The organism is Pseudomonas sp. JAI111 (assembly GCF_024809425.1).
In the GTDB taxonomy this organism is placed as follows: domain Bacteria; phylum Pseudomonadota; class Gammaproteobacteria; order Pseudomonadales; family Pseudomonadaceae; genus Aquipseudomonas.
Map to the genome: position 1 here is coordinate 339,690 of NZ_JANUCB010000006.1, position 14,176 is coordinate 353,865.

General features: G+C 55.2%; 4 protein-coding genes. All 4 read left to right on the top strand.

From position 1 onward, the window contains the following. Window positions 1-177 precede the first annotated feature (177 nt). The 4 genes from HNR03_RS20655 to HNR03_RS20670 are packed head-to-tail and all read left to right on the top strand — an operon-like array spanning window position 178 to window position 14,155. Window positions 178-2,739, top strand: a complete 2,562-nt coding sequence (locus tag HNR03_RS20655; RefSeq protein ID WP_259155504.1) for a Tc toxin subunit A — start codon at window positions 178-180, stop codon at window positions 2,737-2,739. Between the two features lie 33 nt (window positions 2,740-2,772). Continuing rightward, window positions 2,773-6,846: a neuraminidase-like domain-containing protein gene (locus HNR03_RS20660; RefSeq protein ID WP_259155506.1), complete on the top strand. Its 4,074-nt coding sequence runs from the start codon at window positions 2,773-2,775 to the stop codon at window positions 6,844-6,846. Then, the gene (locus HNR03_RS20665) at window positions 6,843-11,336 is read left to right on the top strand and encodes a SpvB/TcaC N-terminal domain-containing protein (protein WP_259155507.1); all 4,494 of its coding nucleotides are present in this window, start codon (window positions 6,843-6,845) and stop codon (window positions 11,334-11,336) included. Before HNR03_RS20660 ends, HNR03_RS20665 begins: the two co-directional genes overlap by 4 nt. After that, a complete protein-coding gene (locus HNR03_RS20670) occupies window positions 11,333-14,155 on the top strand; it encodes an RHS repeat-associated core domain-containing protein (RefSeq protein ID WP_259155508.1) in 2,823 nt (940 codons plus the stop codon). Before HNR03_RS20665 ends, HNR03_RS20670 begins: the two co-directional genes overlap by 4 nt. Window positions 14,156-14,176 lie beyond the last annotated feature (21 nt).

Sequence of the window (14,176 nt, forward strand, 5' to 3'; positions counted from 1 at the left end):
CCTTACCTGCAATGGGTATAGGGGCTGAATACCTACGGTATCCCGGCGGAAAATCCGGACAACGGATTGCTTTTTCATACAACTCAAACTCCAAGCAACCTACCGCCATTCCTTGCCAGCTCCTGTACGTTTTCTTCTGACTTCGAACCTTTCGTTCGAACAAGAGAATGACTACACATGGACGTAAGCGACGATTCAATGCTGCACAGGCTGGTTGACTCTCCACTCGGCGATGACAGTACAAAGGTCAGCTTCAACATTGCCATGCAGCGCATGGGGTTCGGATCCGTGTTCGACATCGTGCGCATGACCAAGGCGCAATTCACCCTTGCACTCGCTGAACATACCGATGCCGATGCCGGGCAGGTGTATGACAACGCGCACGGCTATGCACGGCAGGTGAGTCGCCTGTATCAGGAACATCAGCTGTCATCCGGCGACGCCAATCGACGGGTTCGGCGCAGTGTCGGCTCAGACTCGACGTCAGGTCCCGCCACCTATCAAGCGTTGTTTAAAGAGAACTGGAAACAGTTTTGCGAGGATGGCGATATCGCTGCCATCGACTCTCCAGTGGCGTATCTGCGGGCGCTGTATCTGTTTGCAGATCAACTGGAAAATTCGTCTGATCACACCGATAAAGTCACTTTGGAGAAGCGGCGTCCGGACCTCAAGGGATTAATGCTGGATCATCAGAGTGCCTTTGCACCACAGCCCATGTTGAGCATCGTCAATGACACCTTGAGCAGTCACATCAAGTCACACCTGGACAAAACCACCTCCCAGAAAACCGTTCACGAAGCACTCGCAAGCGGGCGCTATCCCCTCTCTCTGCCTTACGACCTTCATCATCACCAATGCTTGCTCGGGTTGGGTGCTGACAAACCAACGTTGGGCGAGTTGAACTATCGGGTCAGCCTGACACTGCCGTTTTCACTTGGTCACTTGAAATACGGAAGCGTTTCCATGCCCACTTCTGAGGCGCAAAAACTGTTGTCTGGTCTAAGCCCAGAGCAGCAGAAAATACTCATCGAACCGTTCGACCTTGAGGTGGAAGTAAAGGCTTACGCTACGAAAGAGGGCGATCCAAGGCTTAGCGTCGAGCGTTTCAAGAAGCTCACCGGGCTATCGATGGAGCAGATTGATCAGGTGTTGGCACAGGGTAAATACCGTCCGAAAAACTCAACCAACAGCCCACTACCTCATCGTTATTTTTACGGATGCGAGTATATCGCCGCGAATTCAGCTCGTAACAAACCCATAGTAGTAACGACAAGCCCTTTGACTTTCAAATTTCTTCCTGTGAACTGTTTCGACCTTTTGCTGCGGATGGTCCGATTGCAACGCTGGACCGGTATCCCCTTTGCCGAGCTGGACACCCTGATCGTCAACGCCATGCGTTCGGAAGGCACAACCTCACTGTTGCTCAACACCAACACCGTGCGCGTCCTGGGGGTCTACCGTTACCTGAATCAACGTCGCGGCATCGCGCCCGAGGAGTTTGCTTCGCTGCTGCACGACATGCCGACTTCCGCTTGCGGTGATCGTGCTCCGTTGTTCGATCAAGTGTTCCATCGCACTCAATTGCTCTTGAGTCCGCTGGTGCAAAACAAAGAGCAGGACATTGATATCGTGGGGGCCACATCGCAACAAACCCTCAACTATCTCGGAGCAGGATTGGGGTTGCCCGTCACGCAAGACTCACTGTTACTGTTCGCGGAGCAGACCAGGGAACACCTTACTTCGCTCAAACATGACTTGCCCACGGTGTCCTCACTCTATCGTCAGGCCCGTATTGCACGGATGTTTGGTCTCTCGGCTGTCGAGTCCAAGGGACTGGCGCAAATACTGGGAGGCTATAGGTTTTGCAAACTGCTGGTGAGCGGAGCGCTACGCAAGCCGGATGAATCCAAGGCCGACATCCTCGACGTGCTGATGGCAATGGATTGGGCCGTTGACTGGCTCAAGCGAAGTAACCGTGATGTGAACCAGTGGTGTCGCTTGTTCGACGCTGTAAAGAACGACTTACCGCAAAATCAGAATGTGCAGAAGCGGCTGAGGGCACTGCAAACGAGCGACGATCCCGACGTTCATCAGCAAACTCTTCAGATAGAAAGCATGCTGCACGACATCGCGGACTTGTCCGCGCAATACGTCCCCAGTGTGATGAAAATGGCCGGCACCTCTGCAACAGCGGTTTTCGAGGAGACAAGAAACCTCTCCGCAGGGGAATCAACACCGTTGCTGGCGAAGGTCCTTCAGGCTGCGCAAGCCTGCCAGGGGCTGCACCTGAGCAGCCACACGCTGCAGGAGTTGATAAATAACCCGAGGTGGCTAGCTTCGGACAGCACGGGAAAACTGACGCCTCAAACCCTGTATTTGCTCGAACGCTTCAGTGATTGCGCCCGTTATCAGACGAACTCCGAAGAGCGCCTCTTGCATTATTTGCATCTAGCCAACCTGTCCGCCCTGAAAAATCAGAGCGTCAGCGATTCCGCAAACCAATTGCTCGCCAACATGCTGGACTGGGCGATCGATGAAGTGAAACTACTGACGAACCAGTTTGAGCACAAGTACGCGAAATCCATGGAGGCAGTGGACTGGATCATGCGCTGCCAAGCGTGCTGCAAGAGCACAGGACTGTCGGCAAGCCTGCTGCTCAAAGCCACCGATCTGACAGCCACCAGCACGACACCCGACTGGAAAGCCGTAGGTGAAGCCGTGATCGCTGCCTGTCATTGACCCCAGCCCCCCTTCAATATTCAAGGATCGAATATGACCGTTGCCTTAAAAAAGCAGCTTGATGAAAGCCTGCGCGATGCTCTTTTAGCGTACTACCTGAATTGCATTGCACCCGCCAACGCCACGACAAAAACACTGAAGACCGCCCAGAGTCTCTACGAACACTGGTTACTCGATGTGCGGGTCGGCCAGGATGTGCCCACCACGCCAGTGGCCTGTGCCATTGCCAGCCTGCAGCAGTACATCAATCGCATCCTGCTGAACATGGAGCCGGGTTATGACTCTGCAACCATCACTCATGAGCTCGCGCAAACGTGGCGCAAGGAGATGCATCAATACGCAAGCTGGGCAGCTCTTCAAAAGCTGCTGTACTTCCCCGCTACTTATCTGGACCCTGGACTGAGAGACAACAAGAGCGACAACTTCCGGCAACTGGAAAACGACCTCAACCAGGACCGACTTCAACCCGATGCCGTTCAGACCGCCGTGCTGGCCTACCTGACCCGCCTCGAAGAAGTCGCGAACCTGAACATCCTCAATGGCTACATTGATGGCGATGACTTCGTCAACAGCAACTATTACTTCATCGCCAAATCCCGCAGTGAAAACACTTACTACTGGCGTTCGCTGGACATGGCGCGGCGTCCCTCCGACAAGGAACAATCCGATTCACTCGCCTGGTCGGACTGGAAGAAAGCCGATGTACCGATTCCAGTCGATGCAATTGAACACTCGATTCGTCCTGTCTGGTTCAATAATCGGCTGTTTGTCATTTGGGCCGATTGTATTCATCAGGATCCAGCCCCCGGCTCCGCTCAAAACCAGACGACACAACGCCACCCGCTGTTCCGGTTAAATCTCAGTTACCTCAAGCACGATGGTAACTGGAGCAGTGCTCGAACCTGGCTGCAGGGTTATAGCAATAACGCAACACTCCAGAACAAGGACCTGAGCTCACTCAAGTCGATGGTAGGCACCGTTGCCGTATATCAGCAGGAAAATACCCACGACCGTCTCTTCATTGCGCTCCACGTCAGTCAACGAGACACCGGGAACAATGGAAACTTTATTTTTCTCAAGACAGCCACCATCGATAAAAACCTCACGCACAGCCAGGGAATAACTATCGATAAGGGAAGCCGCGAGGAAAGCCGGACACATCCGCACTACAGCCTTGCGAATGGGTTACGCGGCTCCCTCGATAAAATCTCATTTCAGCTGAAGGTTACTGAAAAAACCAGGCTCAACGAAAGCAAGACACTGAAGAAAAGCGCTGCAACTGCTGAACTCATGAAGGAAAACATCGAACAACTGGATGAACGCTTTGCCGTATCCATCAACTACGTCCCATCAACAAAGCAGGTCACTTTGCGCATCTCCGATACCGGCAAAGGTCAATTTGGCGTCATAGAGGATTATTCAATTCAATACGTGGTACGGAGACTCGAGACCACCGTTTCGCACGAGGAAAAAACCTCTGGCAACGCTGACAAAACGACGCTACCGAAAGACTACACCTTCCGTTTCCAGCCTCATGAGATCAGTGAAAATGGCGAGAATCTTTACTATGGATTCTGCATCACAAAAAATGACAACACTAAGCAGTACTGTCTCGCGGCTATCAATCTCAGTTTAAGCAGCCACTTTCTCTCTCCCAGCATTGGAGTTACGGACGCCGCGCAATTTCTCGACTTTTCGCAGTCAACGATGTCGAATAGCGAGAACATCCTACCGACAATCCGACTCAACACAGTGTTTGCTGCCGAGTTGATCCGTCGTACTGAAAACAGTCTGGATGAACTGTTCAGCAGGGACACACAACAGCTGCCAGAACCGAAAATAGCCAGCACAGCTTCCGTAGCAACCATGGATTTCCACGGCCCTTACGGTCGATACTTCACGGAACTATTCCTGTACCTGCCCTGGTTGATCGCCCACCGGTTGAACTCTGAACATCAGTACGAGGAGGCTGAACGCTGGATTCGCTATCTTTTCGATCCGGGCCGCCAGTCATCCCAGTACTGGAACGCTGTGCCTTTGACCGGTCCCGACATTCCCTCGTATTCCAATCAAGCGCCCCAGGATCCGCACCAGATTGCCCTCAGCCATCCAGTGCATTTTCGCAAGGCGCTGTACTTTCTGTACCTCGACATCCTGATCAACCGGGGTGATGCCGCGTATCGCGAGTTGACGCCCGACAGTCTCAGCGAGGCAAAGCTCTGGTATGTGCGCGCGCTGGACCTGCTGGGGTCTCGCCCGGAAGTCCAACGGGTCGATCAATGGTCGGCCATCAGTCTGCAAGCGTTGAGTAAAACAACCAGTAAAGACCTTCGCACATTCGAGAACACACTGGCCCGTTCAAACCCTTCTTCGTTTCCGATGCGCAAAGGCAGTTCACGAGCGTCCTTGCCGGCAATCGATACCTCGCACTTGCATTTACCGTTCAACCCGGCACTGCTCAAGCGTTGGGATATCACCGAGAACCGTTTGCACAACCTGCGGCATAACCTCGACATCACCGGCAAACCATTGCATCTACCGTTGTTCGCCACACCGCCGGAACCTCACAACCTGCTCGACGCAACAGCACTGAGCGCCTCGGGCGGCATGGCTTCAAGCCTGCCAGGCACGCAAATGCCACACTATCGTTTCACTGCCATGCACAGTCAGGCCCTGAACGCAGTGGAAAGTGTCAGCCAGTTCGGCGCCACGCTGCTGTCGCTCATTGAGCGCAAAGAACAGGGTCAGTTACAGGAGTTGCAGCAACAGCAAGCCTGGAGTCTGGCGAAAATGTCCGTTGACCTGCAAACCCAGGCGCTACGCATTGATCGTCAAAATCGCCAGGCCCTGTTGGCCAGCAAGGCAATCGCGCAGGGGCGGCTCAGCCACTATCAGCGGTTGCTGGAAAAAGACGTCAGCGAAGCAGAAACACAGGCCAGTCAGTTGTATTTGAGCAGCGGTTCATCCGAGCTCACAGCATCGGCCGCTCAGGTCGTGGCTGGCGGCATGATGATGGTTCCGAACATCTTTGGCTTCAGCAATGGTGGCAGCCGCTGGGAAGGCGCAATGCATGCCACTACGGCACTCGCCCATGGTACCGCCATTGCGACCCGCACGGCGGCCGCCCATCTCGACCGTAGGGCGCAATTCAGTCGGCGGCGGGAAGAGTGGACTCTGACCCGTGATCAGGCACAGCTCGAACTGGTAAAAATCGACGCGCAACTTGCGCATTTCGCCGAACAGGAAAGCGCCACACGCCTGCAATTACGGCAGGCCGAAACAGCACTAAACCACACCAAAGCCAGCTACGACTTCCTCAGCAGGCGCTTTACCAAAACGCAGCTCTACCAATGGCTCAACAGCCAGCTTACCGCCCTGTATTACCAGGCCTACGACGCAACATTGGCACTGTGCATGGCAGCCGAAGCCTGCTGGCAATACGAGCGTGCCGACTTCAGCATGCGTTTTGTTCAACCCGGGGGGTGGAACACAACTTACCGAGGGCTTGGAGCAGGTGAACATTTGAAGCTGAGCCTGCTGAAAATGCAGGCCGAATATTGGCAACGTAACGAGCGAGAGCTGGAAATTCGTAAAACGGTATCGCTACGTCAGATCAAGAGTAAGGACAAGCACTGCTCGATAAACGAAGAGTGGGCAGACATTCATACCAAACTGAAGAGTGGTGCCTGTGATTTCAAGCTGACCCACGCCATGTTCGAAGACGATTACAAAGATCAGAACCATTACCTGCGGCGCATCAAAACCATCAGTGTGTCCTTGCCTGCCCTCCTCGGCCCTTATGAAAATATCCGGGCGACGCTGACCCAGACCTCCAGCAAAGTATTCATGTCGCCAGGCGACAAAGGGCCGGCCCTGGAGAACAAGCGCGCCAGTCAGCAAATCGCGCTTTCAACGGGCGTCGACGACCATGGGCTGTTCACCCTGAACTTCAACGATGAACGATACTTGCCATTCGAGTACACCGGTGCCATCTCTACATGGCACCTGACCTTCCCGAACCCCGACGCTCAGAAAGCGATGCTGGAATCCTTGACCGACATCATCGTGCATGTCAGCTACACCGCCAGGGTGGGAGATGCGCAATGAGTGAGCAAAGCACATTGCCTGTTAACGCGCCGTCACTGCCCAAGGGTGGCGGGGCAATTCAAAGCATTGGCAAGGGATGGGGCGCAATCGGCCCCCATGGAGAGGCCTCTTATGAGCTTGCCTTGCCGATTTCACCGGGGCGAGGTTTTGCTCCCTCCTTGTCGCTCATCTATGGAAGTTCCGTCGGAAACGGCGTCTTCGGTATCGGCTGGGGGATGTCATTACCTGTCATTGCGCGACGTACCGGCAAGGGCGTCCCGGCCTATACCGAGGATGACGAAATTGTCGGCCCCAACGGCATTGTCTGGTTGCCGCTGCGCGACTCAAAAGGCTCTCGCATTTCCATCAGCATCAAGCATTACAACGATCTGGAACTGGACACGACCTACACCGTGGCAACCCACTTTCCACGCCTGGAAAGCAGCTTCGACCGCATTGAACATTGGTCCTCGGAGAGCGACAAACCAGGTTTCTGGCTGGTGCACGGTGCCGATGGCAGCCTCCACGTATTTGGAAAGAATTCTGCATCGCGTCGTGCCGACCCGGAGGATTCGAATCATGTCGGCGAATGGCTGCTGGAGGAAAGCCTGAACGCCCATGGCGAACACATCCTTTACCAGTACAAGGCAGAAGATGACACCAAGTCTCAACGCTATTTGAGCCGTGTGAGTTATGGCAATTTCGAGGCCGATGCGCAGCTTTACGTGTGGAACACCCCCCGGCTGAATCCTGTGCAATGGCATTTCGAACTGGTGTTCGACTACGGTGAACGAAGTACCTCGTACGTACAGAAACCGCTCTATGAGGGTCAGGAATGGCAAGTCCGTAGCGACGCATTTTCCAGCTTAGCCTATGGCTTTGAAATTCGTACCGAACGTCTGTGCCGTCAGATACTGATGTTTCATCGTTTCCCCGATGAATTGGGTTCCGGCCCCGTTCTGGTCCGACGCCTGTTGCTCGATTACCGCCAGACGTTGCTGGGTTATCACCAATTGAGTGCGGCCCATGAGCAAGCATTTGGCAGCGCCGGCACCGTCGATAACCGCCCTCCCGTTGAGTTCAGCTACAGCGGGTTCGAGGTGGTGACTGATGACCGTACCTGGCAGCCCATTCAAGGAATGCCCGGTCTCAACGATGGCCAAGGTTATCAATTGGTGGACTTGTACGGCGAAGGCTTGCCGGGCGTGCTGTATCGTAAAGACAAAGGCTGGCATTACCGTGAACCCATGCGAGCCAAAGCCAAAAGCGATGAAGTGACCTACGACCAGTGGCGAGCATTACCCGACGTTCCCGTTGCTGACACTAAAAAAGCGTTGCATATGGCACTGAGCGATCTTACGGGTGATGGTCGTCTGGACTGGGTGATCGCTCAGCCGGGATTCAGTGGCTATTTTTCTCTTGGCCCCGACCGGGGCTGGTCGCGCTTTGCAACGTTCAGTGCATTCCCCGCGGAGTTTTTCAAGCCACAGGGGCAGTTGGCCGATCTGATGGGCGAAGGCCTCAGCGACCTGACATTGATAGGCCCGCGCAGCGTTCGCCTTTACGCCAACAGACGAGAAGAAGGTTTTTCGGCCGCCCGAGAGGTCCATCGTAAAGAGGATGAAGACGCCCTTCCTCTGCTCACCGCGTCATCCAGCGAGCTGGTCGCTTTCAGCGATGTCCTGGGCACGGGTCAACAGCACCTGGTGCGCATTCGTCACAACGAAGTGAAGTGCTGGCCCAACCTGGGTCGCGGGCGTTTTGGTAAAGGCATCGTGCTGGGTTCGCCGGGGCTTGCGTATGAATCGTTCGATGCCGCGCACGTACGTCTTGCGGATCTGGACGGGTCCGGTGCGGCCGATCTGATCTATCTGCAAGCGAATCAGGCACTGATTTTCATGAATCGCAGCGGCAACGGGTTCGCCCCCTCCGTACCACTGCCCTGGCCACACAATGTGCGCTATGACGCGCTATGCCAGGTCAGCATCGCCGACCTGCAAGGGCTAGGCTGTTCCAGCCTGATACTGAGCGTCACGCACACGACAGCGCAGCATTGGCGATATGAGTTCGTCAGTGAAAAACCGTATTTGCTCACGGGCACAAATAACAACATGGGCGCCGCCGGAAGCATCCGCTACCGAAGTTCGGCGCAGGAATGGCTGGATGAGAAAGCGCAGAGGATCAAATCCGGCAAACCGCCTGCTTGCCACCTGCCATTGGCCATGCATCTGGTCTTGAAACAAACGCAGCATGACGAAATTACCGGCAACCGACTGACCCAGAGCTTTTCCTATCGCCAAGGCTATTACGACGGTATCGAACGAGAATTTCGCGGCTTCGGCCTGTTGTTGCAAATCGACAGTGAAACCCATTCTGGCGATGCCGACTCGCAAGGTTTTACGACACCCTGCCTTAAAAAGAGCTGGTTCCATACCGGGCAACAAGTGGACTTGCCCCGTACCGGTTATCACAATGCCGACAAAGCCGCAGTGCCATTGGGTAAGGCACTGCTTTGCCAACACTCATCCGGGATCGAGGGTGACACACTCATCACTTCTCCCGATCCGGCAACAACTCTGGAAATGGCCCGGGCCCTGAGCGGCCACTTGCTGCGCAGCGAGATCTTCGGCGTCGATAAACACCTGAAGACCAGAACGCTCTACTCGGTTCAGGAAAACCGCTATCAGGTACGTTTGCTCCAGGCCCCTGAGCACAACCGGCGCTATGCCCGGATGTTGCCGCTGCTGCTGGAGACCATCGCTTACGAGTACGAAGGCATCGCCGATGATCCGCAATGCCGGCACACCTTCAATCTGCAGCACGACAGGTTTGGTGCGCTGACCCACAGCGTGAACGTCCATTACGCCCGACGCAAAACCGACAGTGAGCCCCCGCCCTTCAGCGATGTCGACCAGCAACAATGGTGGCGAGATGCTCATGATCCGGGACAGCAGTTCTACTACCTGAATGAAGTCCGCGCCGAGTTCATCCATCTGCAGAATCCTCAGGGATGGCGATTGGGCTTGCCTTACCGACAACGTACCAATGCGTTGAAACGGCCGAAGGCGCCTGACACAGGTGGGCTGAATATCAGGGACATGACCCACGAAAGGCTTATCGAGTGGGTCAAAGAACCGAGCTGGACAACCCATAGCACTCTGACGGGCTTGTCTGTGCACCGCTACAAGAACACCTTGACCGGAGAAGTGCTCGAGGGTGGCGACGCTCACTTCGAAGCCTTGGCCGACCATCTCGAAACCGCCGAGCTGGACGAAACAGCGTTGAAAGCGTTTGACCTGTTACCCCAAGCGTCTCGGCCCAAAGGAAAACTGCTTGAACAAAGCGGCTATCACCGCATGGTCGATTTTCTTCCAGTGACCACACCTGCCAGAAAGCTCTGGTCAGTCAAAAGTGGGTTCGCGACCTATGCCTCGTTGAAAGCTTTTTACAAAACCCGGACCGTGCAGCCGAGCAAAAGCCACGGCCTGACCGAAATAAGCTACGACAAGCATCACTGCTGCATCACCGAACTCAAACTTCCCGATGGCTGTATCACCGAGGCTACTCACGACTATCACGTGTTTGCCCCCCTGCGCATCACCGACCCGAATGGCAACATTCAAGAAGGTCTGTACGACAATTTTGGCCAGATGCGGGTCAGCAGTTTCTACGGAAACGAACGCAACAGTGTTACTGGTTTCAAACCGGTCAACGAATACAAACGCCCGACGTTTTCTAGTCCGGGCGATGCCATCGAAGACGGTAAAAAAGCGCTGCAGAACGCCGCAAGCGCCACTTTTAACGCACCGTTCAGCTGGATGGGGCGCCTCTCACAAGAGGCCCTGAAGGACGCTGACTGGCTGGCCCGTTGCGTCGCCAAAGGTGACGTGTTGGCCGGGGGATATATTTGCTCTCAAGCCCGAAAGCGGCTGGCTGACCTTGAATCGCTTTCAGCTGACGAGAGGAAACTGAAAGCCGAAATTGATGCGTCCATCCGTGAGCCGGTACACGTTGCTGTCCTCGTCGCCGATCGTTACCCCGACGATGACCAGCAACAAATCCACCTCTGCGTGACCTGCTTCGATGGTTTCGGCCGTACATTACAAAGCAAGCAACAGGTCGAGCCGGGGACAGCCTACGTCGTCAGCACACACGGCGAGTTGGACCTCAAGGATGGAAAACCACAGGAGCAGATCGCTGCAAAGCGCTGGAAAATCAGCGAGCGGGTGGAATACAACAACAAAGGATTGGCGATCCGCACCTACCGTCCTTACTTTGCCGATCAGCATCGCTACATCAACGATGGATCCTTTCGAGCGTTCGGTCACTGCGACCTGCAGTTTTACGATGCATTGGGTCGACCGACTCGCACACGCCTCGCCAAACAAAGTGACTTTTCCTACATGCGGCGGCAAACCCGTCACCCTTGGTACACCATTGATGAGGACGAGAACGATACCTTGGAAGAGGTCATGGCCGAGCAGTCTTCGACCTCTGGCGGTGAGGCATGAACGCACGCCTTCACCGCAAGACCCCCACGATCAATGCCATCGACAGCCGTGGCCTGGCGGTGCGGCAAATCGCCTACTGGCGCCGCAACGCCGATGACAGCCCTCAGGCGCGAATCACCCGTCAACAGCATGACGTGGCCGGGCGTCAGATTGCACAATGGGACCCACGCCTGTTTGCCAGCGTACCTGATGCCAATAATCGGACTGTCTACAGCCTGTCCGGCAGAACGCTGTTGGTCGATAGCGCAGACGCCGGATGGCGTATGAGTCTGCCCGCAGATGCCGGCCAGATATTGCGCAACTGGGATCAGCGTGGCAGCGGCTGGCAAATCACTTTCGACGACCAGCTGAGACCGACCATTATCCAGGAGCAAGCGGCAGATGAAACATTACGGGTGATCGAACGACTCAGCTATGGCGACAGCTCATCTGCCTCTGCCCGGCATAATCAATGCGGCGCACTGACTCGTCACGATGACACCGCTGGCTCCCTGCACATCAACGAATACGCACTTTGCGGCAAGCCCGTTAGCCAGACGCGACGCTTACTCACCGATCCCCGACAACCGGTCTGGCCTGCAGGCGAAAAGGATCGCAATGCTCTGCTTGAAACGGGGGATGGCCACGAAACGACTTGGCGATACAACGCCCTGGGAGAAGCGATCCAGCAAATTGATGCCGGTCAGCACCAACAGCGCTTCTCGTTTGATGTAACGGGTCAGCTCAAGACCATCAGCCTGCTGATCAAGGACGCCCCGACAGAACAAGTGATCTTGAAGGATCTTCTCTACAACGCCTTTGGCCAAATCGAATCCCAGACCGCTGGGAACGGTGTTGTCAGCCGCGCCGTGTTCGATCCAGCCAGCGGTCGCCTGAGCTCACTCGGCGCAACGGTGTCTGGCAGCACCCTGCTGGATTTGCACTACGCCTATGACGCCGTGGGCAACGTGACGCGGATCGAGGACAGGGCCCAACCAGTGCAGTTCGGCAGCAACCAGCGGGTCGAAGCCGTCAGCAATTTTATCTACGACAGCCTCTACCAACTGTCCAGCGCAACGGGTCGGGAGTCGACGGGGCAACACGTTCAACCGCATCTTTCCCTCTCTGGCAGGACACCGATTGACACCCGGCGACTGTTCAATTTTATCGAGCACTATGCTTACGACAACGGCGGCAACCTGACCGAACTGCGCCATGTTCGCAACGGCAACAACTACACCCGAACATTCAGTGTCGCCACTGCCAGCAATCGTCTGCGATCCTGGAACAAAGGCAATTCGGTTCCTCACTCAAATGCAGACTTCGATGCCAACGGCAACCAGCAAGCGTTGAATCCGGGTCAATCGCTGCAATGGCATGCTCGTAATCAACTGGCCAGCGTCCTGCTGGTCCCGCGTGAAGAAGGGAATGACGACATCGAACGCTACAGCTACGACAGCAGCGGTCAACGGGTACGCAAGATACAAACAACCTTCGCAGCGTCAGCGACACACACCCGGGAAGTCCGCTATCTGCCCGGCCTCGAAATCCGCACCCACAACAACGAACACCTTGAAGTGATCACCCTGAAAGCCGGTCGTTGCAGCATTCGCTACCTGCACTGGACCACAGGTCGGCCGACCGGCATCGCGGCAAACCAAATGCGCTACAGCCTCGACGATCATCTGGGTTCGAGCTCGCTGGAACTCGACGACCAAGCCTGGCTGATCAGTCAGGATAGTTACTTGCCCTACGGGGGAACGGCCTGGTCAGCATCCCGCTCGCAGGTGGAAGCGGGTTATCGAACCATTCGCTACTCGGGCAAGGAGCGCGATGCCAGTGGCCTCTATTACTACGGAGCACGATATTACGCGCCTTGGTTGCAACGCTGGATCAGCCCAGACCCGGCTGGAGCGGTTGACGGACTGAATCTATATTGCATGGTCGGGAACAACCCCGTGCGCTACATCGATCATCACGGCAATCAAAAAGACGAAGCCACCATCAAAGATGAATTAGGTGCCTATTCCAGCATTTTGGCCGAAGTCAACAACAGGGTCGGAACGCTGAACCATCAGATCTACAACAGCATGCGAAAAAGAGACATCGTAAAAAGGCTGTTTCAGAGCTACGCCTATAACGCAGCGAGGCATCTGATGGCGTGGGGAGCCGGCCTGTTAGCGGCACCGACCGGTCCGGCGGGCATGGTCGGGGCAACAGTCACCACGTCATTGGCGACCGACGCACTTGCCAGCAAATTCAATGCAACACGGCATCTGCCTGTCGCGCTGTATCCCCAGACCAACCAACTGAAGCCTGGAGAAATAGAACATAAAGGGCGGACGGCTTTCTATAATTTGAACGCCAAGTGGCAGCACGCAAAAGCGCAGGACATCAATCCACGGAGCGCGACGGGCCAGAAAAACCTATCGGTGATGGCAACCGGCTTCGTTCTGACCAAGGTGCTTGAGGTCAAAGGCGCGTGGATTCCAAACTTTGAATCGTCGACCCAAGCGACCAAAGCCCTCGAAGGTCTGTCGGGACAGAAAATCGAGCGTTTGAACAATGCCCTGATCGAACTCGACAACTATCTGGAACACGACGCTTTCGCCATCAACGCCGCTTTTGATGAATTGGGAGTGGATGAGTTTTATGCCGCAGGTGTGAAAGGCGCACTCGGTAAAGCCACAGATCGAGTGGGTGTGGAAAGCTCCAGCCTCATAAGCCGCGATTCCATACACCGTGAGGTGAACACCGCACGTGCAACGATACAAAGAGGAAGGGAATTGTTGTTCAAGCTTAATGAACACAACAAATCACAAGGCAAATTTTTTGTCTGACGCTGCCCTGCGAGGCCTGCC

What these genes read in the sequence shown, in the direction of transcription:
- HNR03_RS20660 (WP_259155506.1), top strand. Translation starts at nt 2,773, where the DNA reads ATGACCGTTGCCTTAAAAAAGCAGCTTGATGAAAGCCTGCGCGATGCT.
- HNR03_RS20670 (WP_259155508.1), top strand. Translation starts at nt 11,333, where the DNA reads ATGAACGCACGCCTTCACCGCAAGACCCCCACGATCAATGCCATCGAC.
- HNR03_RS20665 (WP_259155507.1), top strand. Translation starts at nt 6,843, where the DNA reads ATGAGTGAGCAAAGCACATTGCCTGTTAACGCGCCGTCACTGCCCAAG.
- HNR03_RS20655 (WP_259155504.1), top strand. Translation starts at nt 178, where the DNA reads ATGGACGTAAGCGACGATTCAATGCTGCACAGGCTGGTTGACTCTCCA.